Source organism: Nocardioides sp. GY 10113 (assembly GCF_004919105.1).
Taxonomy (GTDB): Bacteria; Actinomycetota; Actinomycetes; order Propionibacteriales; family Nocardioidaceae; genus Nocardioides.
Window position 1 is genome coordinate 64,419 of sequence record NZ_STGK01000005.1, and the last position, 24,272, is coordinate 88,690.

Genomic DNA, 24,272 nt, shown 5'->3' on the forward strand with positions numbered 1-24,272 from the left:
CGGACGAGGGGAGCACCCACGCCGTGACCGTCCACCGGTACGACGACGCGCTGGCCGGCCTGCAGGCCGCAGGCCGGCTGCCGTCGGTGTCGGGCGCCGTCGCCGAGGGGGGCCGCGCCGTCTGGTGGGGCGGGGTCGGGGAAGACCCGGTCCCGGTGCCGGGGACGGCGTACCGGATCGGGTCGATCACCAAGACGATGACGGCGGTCCTGGTGCTGCAGCTGGTCGAGGGCGGCGACGCCTCGCTCGACGACCCGGTGCGACGGTTCCTCCCCGACGCACCGCACGGCGACGCCACGCTCGCCGGGCTGCTGTCGCACACCGCCGGCCTGCCCAGCGAGCCCGTCGGCCCGTGGTGGGAGCGCACGACCGGCGCGGACCGCGCTGCCCTGTTCGCCGCCAACGCGGGTCGGGCGCCGATCGCCGGGCCGGGCGAGGTCTACCACTACTCCAACCTGGGCTTCGCGCTGCTCGGCGGGGTGCTCGAGGAGGCCCACGGCCGGACCTGGCGGGAGCTGGTCGCCGACCGGCTGCTGGGGCCGCTCGGGATGACGGCCACCGCGTACGGCCCGCCCCCGGGGCGCGCGCCGGGGTGGAGCGTCGACCACTTCACGGGCGTCCTGGCCGCGGAGCCGCACGCGGACACGGTGGCGATGGCGCCCGCCGGCCAGCTGTGGAGCACCCCGGGCGACCTGCTGACCTGGGCTGGGGTGCTGGCGCACGGCCATCCCCAGGTCCTGGGGGAGGCGACGGCGGCGTTGATGCGCGACCCGATCACCCCCGGCTACGGCCTCGGTGTGCGCCTCCTCGACGTCGACGGACACGCGTGGGTCGGGCACACCGGGTCGATGCCGGGCTTCCAGGCCAGCCTCTTCGCCGACCCGGCGACTGGTGACGCCGTCGCGGTGCTCGCGAACGCCACCACCGGGCTGCGCTCGGACCAGGTGCCCGTCCGGATGCGGGCGGCGGCTCCGACCGGCCCGAGGCCGTGGCATCCGACCGCGGACCTCCCGGATCCGGTCCGGGGCGTCCCCGGCCTCTGGTTCTGGGGCAACACCGCGTACTCGCTGGAGTGGTGGGGCGAGGACCTGCGGCTGCGCGACGTCCGCACCGGCGAGGTCGGCGACCGGTTCGGGCTCGCCGGCGAGCGCATCGTGGGGAGCGAGGGCTACCACCTCGGCGAGACGCTGGAGGTGCATCGCGACGCCCGGGGAGTGGTGACGCACCTGGAGTGCGCGACCTTCCTGTACACGAGGACGCCGTACGACCCCTCGGTGCCGGCCCCCGGAGGGCATCCGGACACCGTCCGCCGCGATTGAGAACGTGTTCTAGGCTGCCCCGGTGAGCGACTTCGTACCGGGCTGGTTCCGCAGGGGTGAGCGCGGCACGCTCCTCCCGCAGGCGCTGGCCGCCAGTCTGTGGAGCGACACGCAGATGCACGGCGTCGCGGTGAGCGGGTTGCTGGCGCTGACGCTGGAGGAGCACGTGGCCGAGCTCGGCCGCCCCGATCTGGTCCCGACCCGGTACCACGTCGATCTGTTCCGGCCCGCTCGGATGGTCCCGTCCGTCGGCCGGGCCACGGTGGTCCGCTCCAGCGCGCGACTGCTCCTCCTCGACGCCGTGATGGAGCAGGACGGCGAGCCGGTCGCTCGGGCGAGCGCGCTCTTCCTCCGCCCGGGGGAGGACCCCGCAGGCACACTCTGGACGGCCGCGGACCGTCCGGCCCCGCCGGGGCTCGACGTCGTACCGAACGACGGCGCCCACCACGTCCCGTTCTTCGCCAGCGATGCGCCCTGGTCCCAGAACTTCGGCGAGCACCAGAACGCGGGCCGCCACGCCACGTGGCAGACCGCGATGCCCGTGGTCGTCGGCGAGGAGGCCACCCCGTTCCAGGCGGTGGCCTCGGTCGCGGACGCCACCAGCATGGTGACCAACTGGGGGAGCGGCGGCATCGAGTACATCAACACCGACATCGACCTGACGCTCGCGCGGCGCCCCGACAGCACCACCCTGGGCATCCGCGCCACCGACCACGTGGCCGCACAGGGCCTCGCGGTCGGCACGGCCGAGGTCTTCGACCGGAGCGGGCCCCTGGGCACCGCGACGGTCACCGCGATGTCCAACGTGAAGCGGACGGTCGACCTGGGAGGGCCCGAGAACCCGATCCTCGGGCCCGACCGGGTCTGAGCGGGGCCGCTGCCCGAGCCGGGACCCTCAGCGGGCGGAGGCGGCCGCCGCGGCCACCGCAGCGCGCGGGGACCCGTGGAACGCGGGTCCGTGGCCCGGGACGACCACCTCGGCCTCCAGCTCCGACAGGAGCTCGAGCGAGGCCAGCGCCTCGTCGTCGTCGTGGTTGAAGAAGGACGGCAGGAGCTGAGGTCCCGGCGTGCGCGCGAGGGCGTGCTCGGTCATCAGGGCGTCGCCGACGAGCAGCGCACCCCGGTCGGGCAGGTGGAAGGCGGCGTGCCCCGACGTGTGTCCGGGCGTGGGCACCGGCACCGGGTGCCCGGGGAGGTCGAGGGGCTCGGTGGTGAAGGTGTCGACCGCCGCCAGTCGGTCGACACGCGCGGCCTTCAGCGCCACGATGTCCCGCATCCAGACCGCCACGTCGGGTCGCCAGACCCGGGCGAGCAGGGTCGCGACGGACACCTGCTCGATGTGGGCACCCGTCGCGTTCGGCACCTCCTTCTCGTGGACCAGCACCGGCGTCCCGACCTCGGCACGGAAGTACTCGGCGCTGCCCAGGTGGTCCGGATGGGCGTGGGTGAGGATGACGGCCGAGACGTCAGCGGGCGCTCGGCCCACCTTCTCCAGTGAGGCGATCACCCGGCCACGGTCGCCGGGATAGCCGGTGTCGACCAGCGTCACCTCGCCGCCGTCGACGATGAGGACCCACGCCACGTGCTTCGCGCGGGCCTGCCAGACACCGGGGGCGACCTCGTGTACGTCGACATTCACGCGTCGCAACGTAGCGGCCCGTGAGGCCGGCGTCGAGGCGCTGTCGGGAGCTCTGGGTGGTGCGGCGCGGGTGTGGTCGTGTGCCTGAGACAGCGGTAGGCGGGGTTCTCGGGCACACGACCCGCGGTCGGCAGCGGCGGGCAGGGAGCGGCGCCGGCGGATCGGGCGCTTCCGACCAGTCTCGGTGGGGCCGGACTGACCAGCGTCAGTGGGGCCGCCTCGAGGGCGCGGGGCTCCCGCCGGGTCAGCCCGCCTGCTGGTCCTCGACGATCTCGGCCTCCACGGCCTCGATGGCGTCCTCGATGGAGAGCTGCAGCTCGTCCCGGTCCAGGTCGGCGATCGCCTCGAAGTCGCCGCTGGTCAGCGCGCGCGGGACGACCTCGATCGGCTGCGGGGAGGGGATGACCGAGGACTCGTCCATCCGGTCCAGCTTGCGGGCGGTGACCAGCACGCGGGACTCCAGCGAGCCGGCGAAGGCGTTGTAGCTCTTCACCGTGCTCTCCAGCGAGCGGCGCAGCTTCTCGGCGTGCTCGCCCATCTTGAGGATCCGGAGGTAGAGCTCGCGGCCCAGGTCGAAGAGCTCCTTGGCGTCCTCGGTGAGCACGTCCTGGCGCCAGGTGAACGCCACGGTCTTGAGGATCGCCCAGAGGTTGGCCGGGGTGGCCAGCACGATGCCCTTGCCGAAGGCGTGCTCCAGCAGCGACGGATCCGCGTCGAGCGCCGCGGTCAGCAGCTGGTCGTTGGGGATGAAGGCGACCGTGAACTCGGGGCTGGCCGCGAGGCCGGACCAGTAGGACTTCGACGAGAGCGCATCGACGTGGCCGCGGACCTTCTTGGCGTGCTCGACCAGGTGCCGGTGGCGCACGTCGGGGTCGATGTCCTTGCGGCAGGCCTCCATGTAGGCGTTGTAGGGGGCCTTGGCGTCGATGGCCATCTGCTTGCCGCCCGGCATGTTGATCACCATGTCGGGTCGGCGCAGGCCCGAGTCGGCCTCGATCTGGTTCTGCAGGGTGAAGTCGACCCGCGACAGCAGTCCGGCCGACTCCACCAGCGTGGTGAGCTGGGTCTCGCCCCAGAACCCCCGCACGGCGTTGTTGGAGAGCGCGGAGGCGAGGGTGTCCGCGGCCTTCTTCGACTCCGCCACCGTGTGCTGGGTGGTGCGCAGCTGCTCGGCGAGCTCGCCGTGCTGGAGGTGGCGCTGCTTCTCCATGTCCTCCACGCGCAGCTGCATCGCTCGCAGCTGCTCCGCGACCGGGGTCAGGGTCTTGAGCACCTGGGTGTGCCCGGCGTCGGCCTTCTCGCGCTCCCGCTGGGCCTCCTGGTGCTGCCGCAGGATCTCCTGGTGCCGCTCGCGGGCGGCCGCGAGGACCTCCCGATGCTGCTCCTGGGCCGCGGTGAGGGCGGAACGGTGCTGCTCCTGGGCGGACTGGAGGGCCGCGCGCAGCTCGTCCAGGGAGGCCGCCGCGGCCGAGAGCCGGGCCTCCACCTCGGCGCGGGCCGCGGACTCCTGCGAACGGACCTCGGCGACGATCGCCTGCTGGCGCGCCTCGGCCAGCGCCTCGGCCTGGACCAGCTCCGAGCGGGCCCGCTCCACCTCGAACTGGAGCCGCTCGGCCTCGGCGCGTCCGCGCTCCGCCTCGCCGCGCAGCCGGTCCACCTCGCCGCGGTCCGCCGTGGAGGCTCCCGAGGTCAGGACACGCGTGGCCAGTGCGCCGACGGCGACGCCGACGACCAGCCCGATGAGCAGCAGCACGATCTCCATGCCTGCATCCAAACAGGCGGGCTCGACACAATCCCGTGGCCACGCCGGGGGAGGCCCGGTGTGACGGATCGCCGGTCTCCCGGGCGCCCGGCGCCGCCCTGTGCCAGCCTGGGCCCATGCGTCCCTGGACCGCCGTGCCGCCGCAGCCCGGGCGTCGCTTCGTGATCACCGGAGCCAGCAGCGGGATCGGCCTGGCCACCGCGCAGATCCTCGGGTCACGCGGCGCCGAGCTGGTGCTCGCCTGCCGCAACCTCGAGAAGGCCGAGGCGGCCGCCCGCACCGTGCCCGGTGCGGACCGGGGCCGCGTCCACGTCCGCCGGCTCGACGTCGCCGACCTCGGCTCGGTGCGCCGCTTCGCCGCGGCGACCGCCGAGGAGTTCGGCCACGTCGACGTGCTGATCAACAACGCCGGCGTGCTCGGCGTACCGCACCGGCTCACCCGGGAGGGCGTCGAGCTGCACTTTGCCACCAACTACCTGGGCCACTTCGCCCTCACCCACCTGCTGCTGCCCCACCTGCGCGACCGCGTGGTGGTCACCGGGTCGCGTGAGCACCGCGGCGGCCGCCTGGACCTGGACGACCTCGCCTGGCAGCGTCGCCGGTACCGGGTCTTCCGGGCCTACGCCGACTCCAAGCTGGCCGACCTGCTGTTCCTCGCCGAGCTCGATCGGCGGCTCCGCGCGGCCGGCAGCCCGGTGCGCGCCGTCGGGGCGCACCCGGGGGCGACGTTCTCCGCCATCACCAGCGGCACCGGCAACCCGGTACTGACCGCGATCGGCTCGTTCGGCCAGCGGCTGGTCAGCATGCCGACCTGGCGGGGCGCCCTGTGCACGGTCTACGCCGCGACCATGGACGTCCCCGGCAACGCCTACATCGGCCCGCACGGGCGGACCGAGATGTGGGGCTGGCCGGCGCCGGCACGGCGCAGCGCACGCGCCACCGACGTGGCGGCGGCGCGCGCGCTGTGGGAGCGGTCGGTGGAGCTCACCGGGGTCGACCTCCCGGGCGCGCTGCCGGCAGCCCCGTGATCAGCCCGTGATCGACACGCCCGTGATCTGGATCGAGGTCTTCGGCGCCCCGTCCTGTGCGCCCTCCGGCGTCACGCCCGCCCGGGCGGCGTCGGCGATCAGGTCGGTGCCGGTCGGATCCATGGCGCCGAACACCGTGTAGGCGGCGTTCAGTGCCGTGTCGCCGTAGCAGATGAAGAACTGCGAGCCGCCGGAGTCGGGTGCCCCGGTGTTGGCCATCGCCAGCGTGCCCTCGCCGTAGGTCTCCGACCCGGTGATCTCGTCGGGGACCGTGTACCCCGGGCCGCCGGTGCCGGTCCCGGTCGGGTCACCGCACTGCAGGATCTTGAAGACGTCGGCGACCGTCATCCGGTGGCAGGGGCTGTCGTCGTAGTACCCGCTCTCGGCCAGGAACACGATGGAGTTGACGGTGCAGGGCGCGGCGTCGGCGTCCAGGGTGATCGGCAGGTCGCCGATCGTGGTCTCCAGGGTCGCCTTCACCTCTCCCGAGACGGTCGGCTCGGCCGGCGGCAGTTGCGGGTCGGCGACGCTGCCATCGGGCGTGTAGGCGCACGTCGTGGCGGCGTCGGTGCTCTCGGAGGCCGCGTCGGACGCCGAGGCCGAGGCCGTGGTCGGGTCGCTCGCGGTGGCGTCCCCGTCGTCGCCCCCGCACGCGGAGAGGGTGGCCACGAGCAGCACGGCCGGTACAACGGCCAGGGAACGCGTCAGCATGGTTGGAAATCGTAGGCGCCCACCCCCGGCAATCCGGCGTAGGTTCGCCGGTATGGACCTCGGAATCCACTACGCGAACTTCAGCCACCCCGAGTGGCAGACCAGATTGGCGGACCGCCTCACGGCGACCGCCCAGGCCGCGGACGAGGGCGGAGTCGCCCTGTTCACGGTGATGGACCACTACTTCCAGATGGAGATGCTGGGTGGCCCGCCCGAGCCGATGCTGGAGGGCTACACGACCCTCGGCTACCTGGCCGGGATCACCGAGCGGGTCGACCTCGGCCTGCTGGTGACCGGCGTGACCTACCGGCACCCCGGACTGCTCGCCAAGATCGTCACCACCCTCGACGTGCTCTCCGGGGGGCGGGCCTGGCTCAACCTCGGCGCGGCCTGGTACGACCGGGAGCACGAGGGTCTCGGCGTGCCGTTCCCGCCGACGGCCGAGCGGTTCGAGCGCCTGGAGGAGACCCTGCAGATCGTGCGCCAGATGTGGAGCGACGACGACGGCCCCTACGAGGGCGCGCACTACCGTCTCGCCGAGACCGTCAACGTGCCGGCGCCGACGCGGGATCGGGTGCCGGTGCTGGTCGGCGGCACCGGCGAGCGCAAGACGCTGCGGCTGGTCGCGCAGTACGCCGATGCCTGCAACCTGTTCGCCGAGGGCACCGAGGTGATGAAGCACAAGCTGTCGGTGCTCCGGGAGCACTGCGACCGCCTCGGCACCGACTACGACGCGATCCGTACGACGATCCTGGTGATGACCGACCCGCTCGCCGACCGCGACGGGTTCCTGCGCGAGATGGAGGAGTACGCCGCCCTCGGGGTGTCGCTGGTGACGATGATGCCGCCCAGCGACGACCCCGAGGCGTGGGTGACGACGGTGGCCGAGGAGATCGTTCCCCGCCTCTCCGAGCTGTGAGCCTGGGTCAGTCGACCGGCCGGTAGATCAGCACCGAGCCCTGCGCGGCGCGGCCGCGACCGTCGACCACGGCCAGGTCGACGGTCCGCCCCGGCCAGATCGTGTCGGTGATGCCGTAGCCCCCGGGCAGGCCGGTGCTCGAGCCGAGCCGGCCGTTGGTCGCGAGCATGACCTGCTTCGCGGGCTGCCCCTTCGCGGCCACGAACCCGACCAGTCGGGGCGCGTCGGCCTCCTCCAGATCGAGGCGTGCGGTGCGGCCGGGCGCGTCGGCGAGCTCCCAGGTGCGCCCGGCGGCCTCGACGACGCGGTCGACCTCGACGCCGGCCACCTGCTCCCGCGCCCCGTCGCGGTAGATGCCGAGGCCGGCCACGGTGCCGTCGAGCGCGACGACCTCCTCCGACCCCCTCGACTCCGTCGTCGCGAAGGTGATCGTGTGCATCGTCCCGGCCGGATCGTCCAGCAGGTCGACGCCGGTCCCGCCGCCGCCCGCGTCGACGTCGGAGGGGTCACGGAGGCACTTCGAGTACAGCGTGGTGCCGTCGTCGATCCTGACGCTCAGCGCCATCGTGCGCTGCGACCCGCGGTCGCAGTAGAACGAGAAGGTCAGCGTCGAGATCGGCCCCGGCACCTCGAAGGTCATGCTGCTGGCCCCCTCCGGCAGGAAGCCGCCGTCGACGAGGGTCTCACCGGCGATCTCGTCACGGAAGACCGCGGTGCCGTTGGAGATGCCCGGGGGCAGGTGTCCGTCCACGCGCTCGAAGACCGAGAGACGGAGCACCGTCTCGGGAGAGATGCCCCGCGACCTGATCTCCAGCGGGACCGGGCCCGCCTGGATCGGCACCGGCGGCTGGTCCGCGTCACCGCCCATCAGCTGGGAGTGGACCGTGTCGAAGTAGGGGTCGACAAGGGTCACTCGCGCGCCGTCGGGCAGGTCGGTGGCCGACAGCTGAACGACCCGTGCGCGATCGCTGGAGGGAAGGTCGGCCGAGACGGTTCGTTCGCCCGGCTCGCCGTCCACGGCGAGGTCGAGCCGGTACTGGAAGCCGTTGACCTCGACCGTGGGGGCGTCGTCGGCCGGTTCGGCGTCCTTCCCGCCGCCCAGGGTCGGTACGCCGAGGGCGACCGCCGCCACCACGGCGGCGGTCCCGGCGGCCAGCGCGGCGTGGCGGCGGCGCCGGATGGCGCGGACGCGGCGGCGTACGGAGCCGATCCGGGCGGGGTCGGGCGCCCCGGCGACGGTCTCGGCGTCGTGGGCGAGCTGGCTGCGCAGGTCGTCGAGGGTGTTCATCGCGCACCTCCGGTGGTGTCGTCGGCGAGTGCGGGGTCGATCCTGAGGTGGGCCAGCGCCTTGTGCAGCTGGCTCTTCACGGTGCCGGTGCTGCACCCCATCACGTGGGCGGTCTCGGCCACGGAGAGGTCCTCGAAGAAGCGGAGGACCACCACCGCGCGCTGGCGCCGGGGGAGTCGGTCCAGCGCGTCGGCGAGGTCGTGCCGCTCGACGACCGCGGTGGCGCCGTGATCGCCGTCGGCACCCTCGGGGAGCGTCTCGGTGGGCTGCTCGCCGTGCCAGCGGCGGCCGCGCCAGCCGGCGTAGGTGGTGACCAGGATCCGGCGCACGTACGGCTCGGGGTGCTTCTCGATCCGGTGCCAGGCGAACCACGCCTTGCTGAGGGCGGTCTGCAGCAGGTCCTCGGCCATGGCGTGGTCGCGGGTCAGCAGGTAGGCGGTGCGGAGCAGGGCCTGAGCGCGGGCGGCCACGAAGGCCTCGAACTCGACGAGCTGGTCGGCATCGTTCGGCAACGCGGCCTCCGTTCGTCGGCTCGCGTCGGACGTTCGCAAGGTCATGCCCCTTCGACCGGGTGGCCCGGGGCTTGGTTGCCTCCGGCGCCCGGATTGTCGCGCCCCACGGCGGCGGTGTGGCGCACCTCGCGCAATCTGGACGCTCGTGGAGATCTTCGCGGCGAGTCCTGGTACCTCGACGACGAGGGCTGCCCCTACCTGACCGAGTGGGCGCCGGGCGGCCCGGCGGAGACCACCTCGCGGAGGAGGTGGAGCAAGCTGGTGACGGACCGGGCGCGGATCGCGTCCCGACCACCGCCGAGGCGCAGCGCACGGTGCCGGACGCCGTCCTGGCTCACGACCGCGACGTGGACCAGCCCCACCGGCTTCTCCGGCGTCCCGCCGTCGGGGCCGGCGACGCCGGTGGTGGACAGGCCGTACGTCGTTCCCAACCGCTCGCGGGCGCCCGCGGCCATCGCGACCGCGACCTCCTCGCTGACCGCGCCGACCTGGCGCAGCAGCTGCTCCGGTACTCCGACCTCGGCGGTCTTCGCCTCGTTCGCGTAGGTCACGAACCCGCCGAGCAGGTAGCGCGACGAGCCCGGGAGGTCGGCCAGCCGGCCGGCGACCAGGCCGGCGGTGCACGACTCCGCGGTCGCCACGGTCGCGCCGCGCGCGACCAGCAGGTCGGCCAGCACGCGGTCGACCGTGCGCCCGTCGGTCGAGAAGACCCGCGCGCCGAACCGGTCGACGAGCGCCGCGGTCAGCGACCGGTAGGCGGCCGCCGCCTCCGGCGCGAACCGCGTCACCACCTCCAGCTCGCCGTCGCGCAGGCAGGTGCTCACCTCGAGGTCGTCCAGACCGTGCCGCGCCTCGTGGTCGCGGAGCAGCCCGGCCAGCTCGGCCTCCGGGGGGCCCCAGATCCGGATCGTCTCCTCGTGCAGTGTCACCGCGCCGGCCAGCGCCGCCGCGACCTCCGGCGCCGCGAGCGCCGCGGGCCACATCGCCCGCAGCTCGCGGGGCGGGCCGGGGAGCACCAGCACCGGCGGCCCGTCGTGACCGTCGGGCGCGGGCACCACCAGGCCCGGCGCCGTCCCGGTCGGCTCCAGCACCCGCGCGCCGCGTGGCACCAGTGCCTGCTTGGCCGTGCCCGCCCGGACCTCGGCAGCGGGGGAGTCCCACCCGCGGTCGGCGTACAGCCGCTCGACGATCCTCTGGATCCGGGTCTGCAGCGCGACGTCCGGTGCCAGGGGGCGGGCCTGGAAGTCGGCGACCACGGCCGCGGTCAGGTCGTCCGCGGTCGGCCCGAGTCCGCCGGTGGTGATCACCAGGTCGTGCGAGGCGGCCAGGAAGCGCAGCGCGGCGAGGAGGTCGGCGGCGCGATCACCGACGACGACGACCTGGCCCACGTCGACGCCGAGGCGCCGCAGCTCCTCGGCGAGCCAGGACCCGTTGGCGTCGGCGACCCTCCCGGTGAGCACCTCGGTGCCCGTGACCACGATCCCCGCCCGCGCGCGCATGCGTCGATCGTAGGGGGCCGTGACCACGGGTCGCCGCCGGCGCCGAGGGCGCCCTGCTCGAGCCCCCACCCGCCCCGTCGGTTCGCGTGGCGGGGCTCGCCGGCGACCTCGCCGGCGAGCCGCTCGGTCACCGGGACGCCGGTTGACGTGGACGGAGGTCGCCGAGGTCGGCGTCCGCTGGGCGGTCGGCGTCGCCGACGGCCCGGAGGTCGATCTCGCCGGTGGCGCGGGCCGCCCGTTCCTCGGCCGCCTCGTCACCGTGGAACAGTCCGCCGACGTCCGTCCGCGGGGTGTGCACCCGGCTCCGCGGCGCCTCGACGATCTCGGTCCGCAGGCGCGGCATGCCGCGCTCGGCGTTCTCGCGGACCCAGGCGACCAGGTGCTCGCGGACGTGGCAGCGCAGGTCGAAGAGCGTGGGGGCGTCGCGGGCGGTGACCAGCACCCGCACCCGGACGTAGCCGCCGACGGCGTCGGTGACCTGCACGACCTTGGCCCGCCCGTCCCACAGGTCGGTGACCTCGAGTGCCCGGTCGACCTCGGCGCGCAGCGCCGCTGTGTCCACGCGCCAGTCCAGGTCGAGCTCGACGGAGCCGAGCAGCTCGGCGCTCTCCCGGGTCCAGTTCTGGAACGGGGTGGTGGTGAAGTAGCTGGACGGCAGCACCATCCGGCGCTCGTCCCAGAGCCGGACGACGACGTAGGTGAGGGTCAGCTCGTCGATCCAGCCCCACTCGCCCTCGACGATGACGGCGTCGTCGAGGCGGATCGCGTCGCTGAAGGCCAGCTGCAGCCCGGCGAAGACGTTGCCGAGGACGGAGGTCGCGGCGAGGCCGGCGACGACGCTGATCACGCCGGCCGAGGCGAGCACGCTGGCGCCGTACGCCTCGACGCCCGGGATGCTGAGCAGCACCGCGCCGACGGTGACCACCGCGCCGGCGACGTACACCAGGCGGCGCAGGATCATCACCTGGGTGCGCAGGCGCCGCGCGGCGCGGTTGTCCGCCCGGGCCACGCCCGCGGCGTTGCGGAGCAGCGCGAGGTCGACCAGGAAGACCAGTACGACGGTCAGCAGCCAGCCGGCGGCGAACACCATCGCGACCCTGGCCCCGCCGTCGACCGTGGCCCACCCCGGCAGGTCGTACCCGGCGTCGAGGTCGGCCAGCACGGGGGAGAGCGCGACCAGCGCGACGAGCGCCCGGAAGGGGATCCGGGCGCTCTCGGCGAGGCGTGAGGCGGGTGGCCAGCGTCGGGCGAGCAGGCCGATGCCCACCCGCGTCGCCGCGATCACCGCGACGGCGATGGCGAGGGCGACGGTCGCGGCCGCGAGCAGGTGCACGTTCGGTTCCTCCATCAGACCAGCGTGCCGGGGCGCCCGGCGGAACCGAAGGTTCTGTGGCCGGTTCCACACCGCCCGAGGATCGAACGCGGACGAGCCGCCGGGTGGGTCCTCACCCCGGCGGCTCGTACGTGTTGCTGGGTCAGGCCGGGCAGGTGTCCCGGTAGTCCGAGAGGTTGAACGAGCTCGGACCGGGGCACAGGTACGGGTCGTAGCGCGTGTCCTCGTCCAGGTAGCGCTTCAGCCACGAGACGAACAGCCGTCCCTGCCAGTCGTCGTCGGTGTTGGCGATCAGGTGGCCGGCGTTGTTGATCTCGCCGTACGCCTTCTCCGGGGCGTTGGTGAGCGTGTTGTAGAACGGGATCGAGTGCGAGGAGACGGGAGCGATCGTGTCGTTCTCAGCGCCGATGATCATGGTGGGGACGTCCACCCCGTACCAGGTCTTGTCGGTGTGCCACGGCTGCAGGGCGACGGCCGCCTTGACGATGCTGGGGCCGTTCTCGGCGGCGTACAGCGTGCCGCCGCCGCCCATCGAGTGGCCCGAGACCGCGATGCGGGACTCGTCGAGCCGGGCCGCGACGGCGCTGGGCGCGCGCTCGGTCAGGTACTCGACGCCGGCCAGGATCTGCCGGCCGCGGCTGTCGGGCTGGTCGTAGATCGTGTTGGTGTCGATGACCAGGACCACGAAGCCGTGGGAGGCCACCCGTCGTGCCAGCGGGATGTACTGGCTGGCGCGGGCCGTGAAGCCCGGCGAGAAGACGACGCCGCCGAAGGTGCCTGCGGAGGTGGACGTCGGGTAGTAGATGGTCCCGCCGCCGAAGCCGGACACGAAGGAGGACACCGAGTCGGTGCTCACCGAGAAGGAACCGCTCCCGAGCAGACTGCTCGCGGTGGGCGCAGGCCCGCGCTCGTAGCCGTCTGCCTGTGCGGGGCCCGCCACCAGGCCCGCCAGAGGGAGGGTCAGGGCTGCAGCAATCGCGCCGAGCCGGATCGCCAATTTTCGCACGAGATTCTCCTTTGCCAGGGGCCGGTGATCGGCCGCTCGACCCCGACGCTAGGACGCTTGATGTGTCGCGCGTCACAGTCGGACGGCCACAGCCTTGTTGTGCTGGATGCACAACCGCCCTTCTAGGGCGCTCGCACCAAACGACGCGCTCGTGCCCTGACCACGGGTCTGCACCGGGTGATGGCGCCCCGCGGTGACCGCGCTGGCGGTACGGCGACGGGGAGTGTTACTCAGCCGTCATCGAGCGCGGAGCGGGCGCCGGGGCACCGGCGACTCTCGCGTCGCCTCACTCGGCCGACGGCCCGGGGCCGCCCGGGTCGTGGGCGTCCTCATGCAGCCCGGCCGCCCGTGCGGCACGCTCCTCGGCCGCCTCGTCGCCGTGGAAGAGCCCGCCGACGTCGATGGCGATGGCCCCGATCCGGGAGTGCGGTGTGGTCACGATCTCGGTCCGCTGGCGCGGCATGCCGCGCTCGGCGTTCTCGCGGACCCAGGCGACCAGGTGCTCGCGGACGTGGCAGCGCAGGTCGAACAGCGTGGGGGCGTCGCGGGCGGTGACCAGGACGCGGACCCGGACGTAGCCGCCGACGGCGTCGGTGACCTGCACGACCTTGGCCCGCCCGTCCCACATGTCCGTGACGCTGAGTGCCCGGTCGACCTCGGCGCGCAGTGCGGTGGTGTCGACGCGCCAGTCGAGGTCGAGCTCGACGGAGCCGAGCAGCTCGGCGCTCTCCCGGGTCCAGTTCTGGAACGGGGTGGTGGTGAAGTACGACGAGGGCAGCACCATCCGGCGCTCGTCCCAGAGCCGGACGACGACGTACGTCAGGGTCAGCTCGTCGATCCAGCCCCACTCGCCCTCGACGATGACGGCGTCGTCGAGGCGGATGGCGTCGCTGAAGGCCAGCTGCAGCCCCGCGAAGACGTTGCCCAGCACGGGCCCGGCGGCCAGGCCCGCCACGAAGCTGATCACGCCGGCCGAGGCGAGCACGCTGACCCCGAAGCGGGAGACCGGCGGGAAGCTCATCAGCACCGCGCCGACGGTGAGCACGCCGCCGATCACGTAGACGAGGCGTCGCAGGATGAGCACCTGCGTGCGCAACCGACGCGCGGCCCGGTTGTCGGAGCGCGCCACCTCCGCCGCGTTGCGGCGCAGGCCCAGGTCGATGAAGAAGACGACCAGGCTGGTCACGAACCAACCGCCGGCCGTGATCGCGAGCACGCGGGCGGTGATCGCGGCCAGGTGCCAGCCCGGGGCGTCGCCCTCGGGGCGCAGGTGCTGGAGCACGGGGTTGAGCGCGATCAGGAGGACCAACACCCGGAACGGGACCCGCTCGCGGCGTGCCAGGTGGTCGAGCAGGGGCCAGCGGCGGGCCAGCAAGTGGGCCGCGACCTGCACCGCAACGATCACCGCGAGTGCCGCGACGATGGCGATGGTGGTGGCGGTCAGGAAGTAGGAGAGGTCGCCCTTCATCGCCACAGCCTGCCCGTCCGGCGGCACCAGCGGAATGCCTCGCGGCGCCGGATCCAGCGCGGCGCGCGAAACCGGTTCGCTCCCGGCCGGGCGGAACCGGCAGACTGGGTGCGGGCACGCGCAGGCGCGCGTCCCGGTGAGCGAGGGGACTGCTGGTGGGCGCGACGATCAAGGTGTCCGGGCTGTCCGCCGGACACGGCGCGGCGGCGCTCTTCTCGGGACTGGACCTGGTCGTCGGACCAGGGGACGTGGTCGGTCTGGTCGGCCCCAACGGGGCCGGCAAGTCGACGCTGCTGCGCACCCTGGCCGGCGAGCTGCGCCCCGAGGCCGGTGCGGTCGTGGTCGCCCCGGCGCACGCCACGATCGGCTACCTGCCCCAGGAGGTCGACCGGAGGCCCGGCGAGACGGTGCGCGGGTTCCTGGCTCGCCGTACCGGCGTGGCCGCCGCCCAGGCCGCCTTCGACGACGCGACCGCGCGGCTGGAGGCGGGGGCGCCCGGTGCCGACGATGCGTACGCCGACGCGCTGGAGCGATGGCTCGCCCTCGGTGCGCCCGACCTCGACGAGCGCGCCGAGGCGATCGCCGACGACGTCGGCCTCGCGATCGACCTCGAGCAGCCGATGACGGCGCTCTCGGGCGGTCAGGCCGCGCGCGCGGGCCTGGCCAGCCTGCTGCTGTCCCGGTACGACGTCTTCCTGCTCGACGAGCCGACCAACGACCTCGACCTGGACGGGCTGGCTCGGCTGGAGCGGTTCGTGGGGGACCTCGCCGCGGCGGCGGTGATCGTCAGCCACGACCGGGAGTTCCTGGCCCGCACGGTCAACCGGATCGTCGAGCTCGACCTCCACCAGCGGGCGATCAACGTCTACGGCGGCGGGTACGACGCCTGGCTGGCCGAGCGCGAGATCGCCCGGCGCCACGCCCGCGAGGCCTACGAGGAGTACGCCGACACGGTGTCCACCCTCCAGGCGCGGGCCGCCACGCAGCGCAACTGGGCCGCGCAGGGCGTCCGCAACGCGCGGCGCAGCATCAACAACGAGCCCGACAAGAACCTGCGTCGCTTCCGTGCGGAGTCGAGCGAGAAGCAGGCCGCCAAGGTCCGCCAGTCCGAGCGCGCCATCGAGCGCCTGGAGGTGGTGGAGGAGCCGCGCAAGGAGTGGGAGCTGCGGATGGAGATCGCCGCCGCGCCCCGTTCCGGTGCGGTCACCGCGGCCCTGCGGCAGGCCGTCGTACGGCGCGGGGACTTCACGCTCGGCCCGGTGTCGGTGGAGATCGGCTGGGCGGAGAAGGTGGCGATCACCGGGCCGAACGGTGCCGGCAAGTCGACGCTGCTCGCGCTGCTGCTGGGCCGGCTGGCCCCGGAGGCGGGGGAGTCGCACCTCGGGCCGGGCGTCGTCGTCGGCGAGGTCGACCAGGCACGGGCGCTCTTCGAGGGCGACGAGCCGCTGGTGGACGCCTTCCAGCGTCAGGTGCCCGACTGGGCGCCCGAGCCGGTGCGCACGCTGCTGGCGAAGTTCGGCCTCAAGTCCGACCACGTGCTGCGCCCGGCGAGCACGCTGTCGCCGGGGGAGCGGACCCGGGCGGCGCTGGCGCTGCTGCAGGCGCGTGGGGTCAACCTGCTGGTCCTCGACGAGCCGACCAACCACCTCGACGTACCGGCGATCGAGCAGCTGGAGTCCGCGCTGGCCGAGTTCCCGGGCACGTTGCTGCTGGTCACCCACGACCGGCGGATGCTGGAGGCGGTGCGGACCACCCGCGAGCTGCGCGTCGAGGGCGGGCGTGTGGGCGAGCGGTGAGCGGTGGCCCCGGTAGTACGCCTGAATTGCAGCCTTGATGAGGCCGGAATTCAGGCCTACTCTTGACGGGGTGCAGACACTGCCCATCTCCAAGGTCAAGGACCGGCTCAACGAGTTCGTCGATGCTGTCGCGCTGACCCGTGAGCAGGTCACCATCACCAAGAACGGCTCGCCGGCCGCCGTGCTCATCGGTGTCGACGAGTGGGAGTCGCTCCAAGAGACGCTCTTCTGGCTGTCCCAGCCCGGCATCCTGGAGGACATCGCCGAGGGTGAGCGGCAGCTCGCGGCGGGTGAGACGGCGGGGGAGGCGGAGCTCCGGGCCGAGTTCAACGTCCCGCGGCGTGGTGGCTCCGCTCCGGCTGCTGGCGCCTGAGCGAACGTGGGGTCGTCGTACGACGTTCGCCTGGCCTCGACGGCGCAGCATGACCTGCGTCGGGTTCCGCCGCGCATCGTGCCCGCGATCATCGAGTTCCTCTACGGAGATCTCTCCCGCGACCCCCGTCGCGTCGGCAAGCCCTTGCAGCGCGAGCTCGAGGGGTTCTGGTCCGCGCGGCGTGGTCCGTACCGAGTGATCTACCGGATCGATGACGGCGAACTGGTGGTGCTGGTCATTCGCGTCGACCAGCGGTACGCCGAGAAGCGGGTCAACGAGATCCTGCTGCGCCGGCAGTGGAATTCCGGGGCGGGCATGGGCTCTGACCAGGGTGTCCACCCGTGAACGACCTGTTCACCGACCACCTCGCCGCGTGGCGTGCGTACACGGCGACACCGTGGGCACGGATCCGGTACGCCGTCGTCGGAGACGTGCTGCGCCGTGAGTGTGACAGCCTGGGGGAGAGGCTCCGGATCCTCGACGTCGGCGGTGGCGACGGCCTGGACGCGGTGCCGCTGGCGGCACTGGGGCACGACGTGACGGTCCTCGACCCGTCCGCGGCGTGGTTGGCGGAGGCCCGGCGTCACGCGGCCGAGGCGGGCGTCGACGTCGCGACGGTCGTCGGCGGCCTGGACGACCTGCCCGACGGCACCTGGGATCTCGTGTTATGTCATTTCGTGCTGCGGTACCGGCCGGCCGGCCCGGGTGACGTGGAAGCGCTGGCGGCGCTGGTGCGTCCGGGCGGCAGGCTGTCGCTGATGGACGTCAATCCCGCCGGACGCGTCCTGCGGAAGCTGGTCTCCGAGGGTCCTGCGGCAGCCAGCGTCGAGCTCGTCGCTGACCGCCTGGAGACGGTGACCTTCGGGACCGATACCCGCAAGGTCGAGATCGACGACGCCGTGGCGGAGGCGCAGGATGCTGGACTCGACGTGCGTGCGCTGTACGGACACCGGATCGCCAACCATCTTCTGGTGGACGACGAGGCGAAGCGCGACCAGGAGTACTTCGAGCAGCTGCTTTCCCTGGAACGCGATCTGAGCGGTCGCGCACCGTTCAATCGCATCGGGATGGCGTGGCAGCTGCTCCTGGAGCGCCCCTGAGAGTCACACCGTTGTCATGACCCGGCTGTCATTCAGGAGAACGTCGTGGGGAGTGGCTCAGGGCGCTCCTCCCGACGCGCAATGACATAATGTCACTTATCGGCGATATGGCCCAGGAGGGGTCCCGAGGCGTCCGACGACCTGACGACGCATCGGTTTCACGACGGCGGGCCGAACAGCACCTCGACGGCACGTGAGTCGGCGTACTCCTCGAACCGCGCGATCCGTCCGTCGCGCAGGGTGACCACCAGGCAGGACGGGATCCGGACAGCCCGACCGTCGCCGCTGGCGCCCACGGTCACCGAGCGCACGACCCAGCCGCCGTCGAACACGTTCACCCTGACGTCCTCGACGCGCAGCTCCGCGCCGGCCTGGATGCTGCGCGTGCGTGACGGCGTCTGCTGGATCTCGGCCTCCCAGTCGCCGGTGTTGTGCCACGTGCTGACGCCGTGGGCGTACACGTCGTCGTCCGCGCGACGTCCCGCGAGGAACGCCGGCAGCCACCGGCGCGCGAGGTCGGCGGCCTGGTGCACGCCGGCGGTCGTGGGCGTCTCGATCACGACCTCACAGCCAGGCTCGTCCACAGGGCTCCTTCTCAGCCGGTGCGCCAGTTATGTCATCTGGATGCGCGTTGCGGGACGACGCTACCGGCGACGGCGTCGACCTGGAGCGCACTCCGTCAGTGAGGCCGGAGTCGGGCCGATCACGGCAGGTCGTGCGCGGATGACCCCGCAGGGGTTGACCTGGGGCGCCCCTCAGGGCGTTGTCTGGTGGGCATGACGCTTCCAACCCGCACCCTCGGCACCACCTCAGCGCTCGCCGTCTCGGCGCTCGGCCTCGGCTGCATGGGCATGTCGGAGTTCTACGGAACGCCCGACGAGGCCGGCGGCATCGCCACCATCCGGCGCGCGCTCGACCTCGGCGTCACGTTCATCGACACCGCCGACATGTACGGGCCGTTCACCAACGAGCGCCTGGTCGGCAAGGCGATCGCCGGCCGCCGCGACGAGGTGCAGCTGGCCACGAAGTTCGGCAACGAGCGGCTCGCCGACGGCACCCGGCTCGGGATCAACGGCAGTCCCGACTACGTCCGTCGCGCCTGCGACGCCTCGCTGGAGCGGCTGGGCGTGGATCACCTGGACCTCTACTACCAGCACCGGGTCGACCGGACGGTCCCGATCGAGGAGACCGTCGGCGCCATGAAGGAGCTGGTCGAGGCGGGCAAGGTACGGCACCTCGGCCTCTCCGAGGCGTCCCCGACGACGATCCGCCGGGCGCACGCCACCCACCCGATCACGGCACTGCAGACCGAGTACTCCCTCTTCACGCGCGACCTGGAGGACGAGATCCTGCCGACGCTGCGGGACCTGGGCATCGGACTGGTGCCCTACTCCCCCCTCGGCCGCGGCCTGCTGACCGGCGCCATCTCCAGCACGCCGTCGGCCGACGGCGATCGCCGCTCGACGGCGTACTTCCCGCGCTTCCTCGGCGACAACCTGACGGCCAACCTCCAGCTCGTCGACAAGGTGACGGAGGTGGCCGAGCGGAAGGGCTGCACGCCGGGTCAGCTCGCGCTGGCCTGGGTGCTCGCCCAGGGCGAGGACGTGGTGCCGATCCCGGGCACGCGTCGCGTCGCCTACCTCGAGGAGAACGTCGGGGCGGCCGCCGTGACGCTCGACACCGCCGACCTCGCGGCGATCGAGGAGGCCGTCCCGCGGGGTGCCGTCGCCGGTGATCGGTACGGCGACATGAGCTCCATCGACGCCTGAGCGGCCGGCTGGGGGTGGTCCGCGGCAGACTGGCGGGATGGCGACCGAGCTGACCCAGACCGACCAGCTGCGCGGCGGCAGGATCCACCTCTGCGAGCTCGCCGGGCTCGAGATCCGCGACTGCGAGGTCAGCGGGCTCACGATCGTCGACTGCTACGGCGGCGACGTCTCGCTGGGCGGCGACTTCGGGCGGGTGGTGGTGAACGACGTGGACGTGACGGCGTACGTCGAGGCCGAGCTGGACCGGCGGCACCCGGCCCGGGTGCTGGTCCGTGAGGCCGACTCCCCCGCCGACGTCCGCGCCGCGTGGGACGCGATCGTGGTGATGTGGGCCGAGACCGTCGAGCGGGCCCGGCTGCTCGGTGAGAGCGCGCTCCAGCGGCGGGTCGACGGTGAGTGGTCGTTCGTGGAGACGCAGCGGCACCTGCTGTTCGCCAGCGACGCCTGGGTCGGGAGCGCCGTGCTCGAGGAGGAGTCGCCCTTCCACCGCTGGGGCTACCCGGCGGGCAGCACGTCGCCGGAACAGGCCGCCAGCGCCGGGCTCGACCTGGGGGCGACGCCGACCCTGGACGAGGTGCTGGCCGCGCGCGCCGAGCGGATGGCGGTCGTACGGCGCCTCGTGGACCGGCTCGACGAGGCCGAGCTCGACCGGGTGTGCGCCCGCAGGCCCGCGCCCTGGTACGCCGACGAGGAGTACGTCGTACGGCGTTGCGTCAGGGTCGTGCTGAACGAGGAGGTCGAGCACCACCGCTATGCAGCGCGGGATCTCGCGGTGCTGCAGACGCAGGCGTGACCCGGCGGGCGCCGGTGCTACCCGATCCGGGCGATGCGTGAGCCGGTGGGCGCTGGGCATCGTCCGGTAGGTGACCTCCTCCCCCGCCCTGCCGACTGGCGGTCGGGCGAGCGCGTCGAGCGCGTCGAGCTCGTCGCTCCGGTCGACGCTGGCGGTGTTGCGGTCTGAGCTGATCGACCTGGCCCGCACCGCCCCGGGCGGTCTGGCCGTCGCGCACCGGTCGGCGTTGCGGACGCTGCTCCTCCTGGTGTGGACGCTCGCCATCGTGCTCGACGGCTACACCACGGTGGCGATGATGGGCGCCGGCATCTCCGAGGAGGCGAACCCCGTCGCCGCGGCGGCGATGTCGGTGATCGGTGTGCTCGGCTACACGATGGCCGCGTCCCTGCTCTCGGCCGCGCTGTGCCTGCTCGCGCTGGGCCGGCCGACCGGTCTCTACTCGTGGACCGTGGTCGCCACGATCGCCCTGGTGGGCTGCGCCAAGCTGGCCCAGGGCGCGGCGAACGCGCTGCTGTGGGTCCAGCTGACGTGAGCTCCCGGCCGGTGCGGCGGGTGACGTCTTGCGGCGCGGGAGGTGGCCCTGGTCGACTCACGGCATGGACACCGCATGGATCGCCCGCCCGGAGACGCCGGCCGACGACGGCCGGATCCGGGCAGTCAACGTCGCCGCCTTCCCCACCGCGGCCGAGGCCGACCTCGTGGAGGCCCTCCGGGCCGACCCGGACGCGTGGGTCGACGGACTGTCCTGGGTGGCGGAGGCGCCCGACGGCGCGGTCGTCGGTCACGCGCTGCTGACCCGCTGCACGGTCGGCGGCGAGCCGGCCCTGGCCCTCGCCCCCTGCGCCGTGCTGCCGGACCACCAGCGGACGGGTGCGGGAAGCGCCGCGATCCACGGTGCCCTCGCCGCCGCCCGGGAAGGTGGCGAGAGCCTCGTCGTGGTGCTCGGCCACGCCGACTACTACCCGCGGTTCGGCTTCGAGTCGGCCAGCAGCCTCGGCATCACCGCGCCGTTCGAGGTGCCGGACGAGGCGTTCATGGCGCTCCGCCTCGACCCGGACCGCCCGACCCCCGCCGGCGTGGTCGCCTATCCGCCCGCGTTCGGCGTCTGACGGCCACTGCCGGTCCGACGGGATCGGCTCGCCGCCCCAGCCCGGCGGCGGGCGATCGCCGCGGGCGACGCCGAGGCGGCGCGGATCGCGGCGCAGGCCCACGTGTCCTCGATCCTGGTGCGGATGCGCCGGGTGGCGCGGTCCACGACGTAGCGTCCACGACGTAGCGTCCACGCCGCCAGCGACGCGCGCCCGTCAGGAGATCGTGGCCGACTCCCCGGGGCGCAGGTCGATCAGCTCGCAGTCCGGTGCCAGACGCTCCAGCGCGCGCACGAACTCCGGGTGCGGCCGGTCGATCCACGGATCGGTCGGTCGGTGGATGATCGGCGGATGCAGGGTGCCCCAGTGGACGGCGAGTGCCCGCGCGGCGCCGGTGCGCACGCAGGCCTCGGCGGCCTGCACCGGATCGAGGTGCCCGCCCGACAGCCGCGGTCCCCAGCCGGCGATCGGCACCAGCACCAGGTCCAGGGGCCGACCGAGCATCTCCGGGATGTCGCTCATCGCGTCGAAGAGCTCGGTGTCCCCCACGGCCCACACCGTCCACCGGCTGCCCCGCACCAGGTGGCTGTTGACGGCGTTCGGGCGGTGCGGCATCGGGCGGTGCCCGTGTACGGCGGGGGCGGCGCGCACGCTGACCGGGCCGTCGGCGATCGGGTGCCACTCCTCGCCCAGGTCGACCCCGGCGAGGCCACGCCTGCGCAGCCACGCGGCGTTCAGCGGCGCGCTCAGCAGGGGCACGCCCGGGAACATCCGCAGCGACGGCAGCTCGGCGTGGTCGTGGTGGAGGTGGGAGATGAGCACGGCGTCGGGGTCCCGGTACAGCCGCGGGTGCGGCATCGGGTAGCGGCGTCGCAAGGGGCCGTTGTGCCGCTTGACCAGCGGGTCGGTCAGGATCCGGACCCCGTCGAGGTCCAGCGTGACCGTGGAGTGACCGATCCAGGACACGCTCAGGGCTCCGTCGGCGCGGTCGCTCCGAGCGCTGTCGGTCACGGTGCCTCCTCGTCCCACGTCGGCGCGGATCTACGCTCCCACGTCACGTCGGCACCCGGTAGGGCCGAGCCCCTCCGACCTCGCCGCCGGGGTGCGCGGCGGGCGGGGACCGGTCGGGTCCCCGCCCGCCTCCCGGACCCGTGGGACGTCAGGGGGTGTCCCACGGGCCGGGGTCCTCGTTCGGCCGATCAGGCCTCGGGCGCCATGTGGGGGTAGGCGACCGAGGTCGGCGGAACGAAGGTCTCCTTGATGGACCGGGGTGAGGTCCAGCGCAGCAGGTTGGCCGGCGAGCCGGCCTTGTCGTTCGTGCCCGAGGCGCGCGAGCCGCCGAACGGCTGCTGGCCGACAACCGCGCCGGTCGGCTTGTCGTTGATGTAGAAGTTGCCGGCGGCGAAGCGCAGGAGCTCGCTGGCCTCGGCGACCACCCGGCGGTCCTGGGCGAGGATCGAGCCGGTGAGGGCGTACGCCGAGAACGACTCCATCTGCTCGAGAACCTCGTAGTAATCGGCGTCCTCGTAGACGTGGACGGCCAGCAACGGGCCGAAGTACTCGGTCGCGAAGATCTCGTCGCCCGGGTCCTCGCTGACCACGATCGTGGGCCGGACGAAGTAGCCGACCGAGTCGTCGACCTGGCCGCCGGCGACGATCTCGAGGTGCTCGGCCGACCGGGCGCGGTCGATCGCGGCCCGCAGCCGGGCGAAGGCGCGGTCGTCGATGACGGCGCCCATGAAGTTGGTCAGGTCGGTGACGTCGCCCATGGTGAGGCCCTCGACCTCGGCGACCAGGTCGTCGCGGATCCGCTCCCAGAGGCTGCGCGGCACGTAGGCGCGTGAGGCGGCCGAGCACTTCTGCCCCTGGAACTCGAAGGCGCCGCGGATCAGCGCGACCCGGAGCACGTCGGCGTCGGCGGACGGGTGGGCCAGCACGAAGTCCTTGCCCCCGGTCTCGCCGACCAGCCGCGGGTAGGTCCGGTACGACGCGATGTTCTCGCCGACGGTCCGCCACAGGTGCTGGAAGGTCGCGGTGGATCCGGTGAAGTGGATGCCGGCGAGGTCGGGGTGGGTCAGCGCCACCTCGGAGACCTCGAGGCCGTCGCCGGGCAGCATGTTGATCACGCCGGCCGGAAGGCCCGCCTCCTCCAGCAGCTCCAGCACCAGGTGCGCGGAGGCCTGCTGGGTCGGCGACGGCTTCCAGACAACGACGTTGCCCATCATCGCGGGCGCGGTCGGCAGGTTGCCGGCGATCGCGGTGAAGTTGAACGGCGTGATGGCGTAGACGAAGCCCTCCAACGGCCGGTGGTCGCTGCGGTTCCAGACGCCGGGGCTGTTCGCGATGGGCTGCTCGGCGGTGATCTCCTTGGCGAAGTGCGCGTTGAAGCGCCAGAAGTCGATCAGCTCGCAGGCGGAGTCGATCTCGGCCTGGAACGCCGTCTTCGACTGGCCGAGCATGGTGGCGGCGTTGATCCGCTGGCGCCACGGGCCGGCCAGCAGGTCGGCCGCCTTGAGGAAGATCGCGACCCGCTCGTCGATCGGGAGCGCGCGCCAGGCCGGCGCGGCGGCGAGCGCCGCCTCGATGGCCTCCTCCGCGTCCTCGCGGGTGGAGTTGTTGAGAACGCCCAGCACGTGGCGGTGGTCGTGCGGCTGGACGACCTCGATCGGGGCGCCGCCGCCCATCCGGCGCTTGCCGCCGATGGCCGCGGTGAAGGCGACCGACTCCGCCTCCTGCAGGTGCAGCTCGGCGAGCAGCGCTGCCCGCTCCTCGGATCCCGGAGCGTAGGTCAGGTTCGGCTCGTTGACCGGGGCCGGCGTACGGGTGATGGCGTCCAAGGGGGTGCTCCTTCGGGTCGTGCTGCCGCGCG

General features: G+C 73.2%; 24 protein-coding genes. 12 read left to right on the plus strand and 12 right to left on the minus strand.

From position 1 onward, the window contains the following. The first annotated feature begins 23 nt into the window (after nucleotides 1-23). Nucleotides 24-1,319, plus strand: a complete 1,296-nt coding sequence (locus E8D34_RS08060; RefSeq protein WP_136594115.1) for a serine hydrolase domain-containing protein — start codon at nucleotides 24-26, stop codon at nucleotides 1,317-1,319. Between the two features lie 22 nt (nucleotides 1,320-1,341). Beyond that, a complete protein-coding gene (locus E8D34_RS08065; RefSeq protein ID WP_136594116.1) occupies nucleotides 1,342-2,187 on the plus strand; it encodes an acyl-CoA thioesterase domain-containing protein in 846 nt (281 codons plus the stop codon). Nucleotides 2,188-2,214: 27 nt separating this feature from the next. Here E8D34_RS08065 and E8D34_RS08070 read toward each other — a convergent pair whose 3' ends face one another. Next, entirely contained in the window at nucleotides 2,215-2,958 is a 744-nt protein-coding gene (locus E8D34_RS08070; RefSeq protein WP_136594117.1) for an MBL fold metallo-hydrolase, read from the minus strand. A 244-nt stretch (nucleotides 2,959-3,202) separates the two neighbouring features. Beyond that, the gene (gene rmuC / locus E8D34_RS08075; RefSeq protein ID WP_206056612.1) at nucleotides 3,203-4,720 is read right to left on the minus strand and encodes a DNA recombination protein RmuC; all 1,518 of its coding nucleotides are present in this window, start codon (nucleotides 4,718-4,720) and stop codon (nucleotides 3,203-3,205) included. 116 nt (nucleotides 4,721-4,836) lie between these two features. Between rmuC and E8D34_RS08080 the strand changes: the two genes are divergently transcribed. Continuing rightward, nucleotides 4,837-5,748 carry an SDR family NAD(P)-dependent oxidoreductase gene (locus tag E8D34_RS08080; protein WP_136594118.1) on the plus strand — a complete coding sequence of 304 codons (912 nt, stop codon included), beginning with the start codon at nucleotides 4,837-4,839 and terminating at the stop codon, nucleotides 5,746-5,748. Here E8D34_RS08080 and E8D34_RS08085 read toward each other — a convergent pair whose 3' ends face one another. Beyond that, entirely contained in the window at nucleotides 5,749-6,459 is a 711-nt protein-coding gene (locus E8D34_RS08085; RefSeq protein WP_136594119.1) for a peptidylprolyl isomerase, read from the minus strand. It lies immediately after the preceding gene. A 52-nt stretch (nucleotides 6,460-6,511) separates the two neighbouring features. Between E8D34_RS08085 and E8D34_RS08090 the strand changes: the two genes are divergently transcribed. Then, nucleotides 6,512-7,378 (plus strand): LLM class F420-dependent oxidoreductase, encoded by an 867-nt coding sequence (locus tag E8D34_RS08090; protein WP_136594120.1) that lies wholly within the window; start codon nucleotides 6,512-6,514, stop codon nucleotides 7,376-7,378. Nucleotides 7,379-7,385: 7 nt separating this feature from the next. On the opposite strand, the gene E8D34_RS08095 is transcribed toward E8D34_RS08090, so the two are convergent. The 6 genes from E8D34_RS08095 to E8D34_RS08120 form a co-directional block, all read right to left on the minus strand. Next, nucleotides 7,386-8,666: a hypothetical protein gene (locus E8D34_RS08095; protein ID WP_136594121.1), complete on the minus strand. Its 1,281-nt coding sequence runs from the start codon at nucleotides 8,664-8,666 to the stop codon at nucleotides 7,386-7,388. Further along, the gene (locus E8D34_RS08100) at nucleotides 8,663-9,178 is read right to left on the minus strand and encodes a SigE family RNA polymerase sigma factor (RefSeq protein ID WP_240771223.1); all 516 of its coding nucleotides are present in this window, start codon (nucleotides 9,176-9,178) and stop codon (nucleotides 8,663-8,665) included. Before E8D34_RS08100 ends, E8D34_RS08095 begins: the two co-directional genes overlap by 4 nt. A 194-nt stretch (nucleotides 9,179-9,372) precedes the next feature. Continuing rightward, complete coding sequence (locus E8D34_RS08105; RefSeq protein ID WP_136594123.1) at nucleotides 9,373-10,677, minus strand: competence/damage-inducible protein A; 1,305 nt, start codon at nucleotides 10,675-10,677, stop codon at nucleotides 9,373-9,375. Nucleotides 10,678-10,804: 127 nt separating this feature from the next. Then, nucleotides 10,805-12,025, minus strand: coding sequence for a mechanosensitive ion channel family protein (locus tag E8D34_RS08110; protein WP_206056614.1), 1,221 nt, complete (start codon nucleotides 12,023-12,025; stop codon nucleotides 10,805-10,807). 127 nt (nucleotides 12,026-12,152) lie between these two features. Further along, entirely contained in the window at nucleotides 12,153-12,866 is a 714-nt protein-coding gene (locus E8D34_RS08115; protein WP_240771224.1) for a phosphohydrolase, read from the minus strand. Between the two features lie 436 nt (nucleotides 12,867-13,302). Further along, nucleotides 13,303-14,484 (minus strand): mechanosensitive ion channel family protein, encoded by a 1,182-nt coding sequence (locus E8D34_RS08120; RefSeq protein ID WP_136594124.1) that lies wholly within the window; start codon nucleotides 14,482-14,484, stop codon nucleotides 13,303-13,305. 155 nt (nucleotides 14,485-14,639) lie between these two features. On the opposite strand from E8D34_RS08120, the gene E8D34_RS08125 reads away from it, so the two are divergent. The 4 genes from E8D34_RS08125 to E8D34_RS08140 all read left to right on the plus strand — a co-directional run bounded on the left by E8D34_RS08125 (nucleotide 14,640) and on the right by E8D34_RS08140 (nucleotide 17,753). Further along, nucleotides 14,640-16,280: an ABC-F family ATP-binding cassette domain-containing protein gene (locus tag E8D34_RS08125; RefSeq protein WP_136594125.1), complete on the plus strand. Its 1,641-nt coding sequence runs from the start codon at nucleotides 14,640-14,642 to the stop codon at nucleotides 16,278-16,280. Nucleotides 16,281-16,350: 70 nt separating this feature from the next. After that, on the plus strand, nucleotides 16,351-16,653 hold the full coding sequence (locus tag E8D34_RS08130) for a type II toxin-antitoxin system Phd/YefM family antitoxin (RefSeq protein ID WP_136594126.1): 303 nt from the start codon (nucleotides 16,351-16,353) through the stop codon (nucleotides 16,651-16,653). A gap of 6 nt (nucleotides 16,654-16,659) precedes the next feature. Continuing rightward, nucleotides 16,660-16,998, plus strand: a complete 339-nt coding sequence (locus tag E8D34_RS08135; RefSeq protein ID WP_136594127.1) for a type II toxin-antitoxin system RelE/ParE family toxin — start codon at nucleotides 16,660-16,662, stop codon at nucleotides 16,996-16,998. Further along, on the plus strand, nucleotides 16,995-17,753 hold the full coding sequence (locus E8D34_RS08140) for a methyltransferase domain-containing protein (RefSeq protein WP_136594128.1): 759 nt from the start codon (nucleotides 16,995-16,997) through the stop codon (nucleotides 17,751-17,753). Before E8D34_RS08135 ends, E8D34_RS08140 begins: the two co-directional genes overlap by 4 nt. A 158-nt stretch (nucleotides 17,754-17,911) precedes the next feature. Here the strand turns inward: E8D34_RS08140 and E8D34_RS08145 are convergent, their stop codons facing one another. Continuing rightward, nucleotides 17,912-18,337, minus strand: a complete 426-nt coding sequence (locus E8D34_RS08145) for a hypothetical protein (RefSeq protein WP_136594129.1) — start codon at nucleotides 18,335-18,337, stop codon at nucleotides 17,912-17,914. A gap of 192 nt (nucleotides 18,338-18,529) precedes the next feature. Between E8D34_RS08145 and E8D34_RS08150 the strand changes: the two genes are divergently transcribed. From E8D34_RS08150 to E8D34_RS08165, 4 genes are all read left to right on the plus strand, one after another. Next, nucleotides 18,530-19,522 carry an aldo/keto reductase gene (locus E8D34_RS08150; protein WP_136594130.1) on the plus strand — a complete coding sequence of 331 codons (993 nt, stop codon included), beginning with the start codon at nucleotides 18,530-18,532 and terminating at the stop codon, nucleotides 19,520-19,522. Between the two features lie 37 nt (nucleotides 19,523-19,559). Then, nucleotides 19,560-20,315: a DinB family protein gene (locus E8D34_RS08155; protein WP_136594131.1), complete on the plus strand. Its 756-nt coding sequence runs from the start codon at nucleotides 19,560-19,562 to the stop codon at nucleotides 20,313-20,315. 157 nt (nucleotides 20,316-20,472) lie between these two features. Continuing rightward, nucleotides 20,473-20,847, plus strand: coding sequence for a DUF5658 family protein (locus E8D34_RS08160; RefSeq protein WP_136594132.1), 375 nt, complete (start codon nucleotides 20,473-20,475; stop codon nucleotides 20,845-20,847). 64 nt (nucleotides 20,848-20,911) lie between these two features. Next, a complete protein-coding gene (locus E8D34_RS08165) occupies nucleotides 20,912-21,424 on the plus strand; it encodes an N-acetyltransferase (RefSeq protein ID WP_136594133.1) in 513 nt (170 codons plus the stop codon). A gap of 195 nt (nucleotides 21,425-21,619) precedes the next feature. On the opposite strand, the gene E8D34_RS08170 is transcribed toward E8D34_RS08165, so the two are convergent. Together E8D34_RS08170 and pruA are read right to left on the minus strand one after the other, a co-directional pair. Further along, nucleotides 21,620-22,414 carry an MBL fold metallo-hydrolase gene (locus E8D34_RS08170; protein WP_206056616.1) on the minus strand — a complete coding sequence of 265 codons (795 nt, stop codon included), beginning with the start codon at nucleotides 22,412-22,414 and terminating at the stop codon, nucleotides 21,620-21,622. Between the two features lie 188 nt (nucleotides 22,415-22,602). Continuing rightward, a complete protein-coding gene (gene pruA, locus E8D34_RS08175) occupies nucleotides 22,603-24,240 on the minus strand; it encodes an L-glutamate gamma-semialdehyde dehydrogenase (protein ID WP_136594134.1) in 1,638 nt (545 codons plus the stop codon). Nucleotides 24,241-24,272: the final 32 nt, after the last annotated feature.

Coding starts and splice junctions, on each gene's coding strand:
- rmuC (WP_206056612.1), bottom strand. CDS start 4,720: ATGGAGATCGTGCTGCTGCTCATCGGGCTGGTCGTCGGCGTCGCCGTC.
- E8D34_RS08080 (WP_136594118.1), top strand. CDS start 4,837: ATGCGTCCCTGGACCGCCGTGCCGCCGCAGCCCGGGCGTCGCTTCGTG.
- E8D34_RS08085 (WP_136594119.1), bottom strand. CDS start 6,459: ATGCTGACGCGTTCCCTGGCCGTTGTACCGGCCGTGCTGCTCGTGGCC.
- E8D34_RS08090 (WP_136594120.1), top strand. CDS start 6,512: ATGGACCTCGGAATCCACTACGCGAACTTCAGCCACCCCGAGTGGCAG.
- E8D34_RS08095 (WP_136594121.1), bottom strand. CDS start 8,666: ATGAACACCCTCGACGACCTGCGCAGCCAGCTCGCCCACGACGCCGAG.
- E8D34_RS08105 (WP_136594123.1), bottom strand. CDS start 10,677: ATGCGCGCGCGGGCGGGGATCGTGGTCACGGGCACCGAGGTGCTCACC.
- E8D34_RS08110 (WP_206056614.1), bottom strand. CDS start 12,025: ATGGAGGAACCGAACGTGCACCTGCTCGCGGCCGCGACCGTCGCCCTC.
- E8D34_RS08120 (WP_136594124.1), bottom strand. CDS start 14,484: ATGAAGGGCGACCTCTCCTACTTCCTGACCGCCACCACCATCGCCATC.
- E8D34_RS08150 (WP_136594130.1), top strand. CDS start 18,530: ATGACGCTTCCAACCCGCACCCTCGGCACCACCTCAGCGCTCGCCGTC.
- E8D34_RS08155 (WP_136594131.1), top strand. CDS start 19,560: ATGGCGACCGAGCTGACCCAGACCGACCAGCTGCGCGGCGGCAGGATC.
- E8D34_RS08165 (WP_136594133.1), top strand. CDS start 20,912: ATGGACACCGCATGGATCGCCCGCCCGGAGACGCCGGCCGACGACGGC.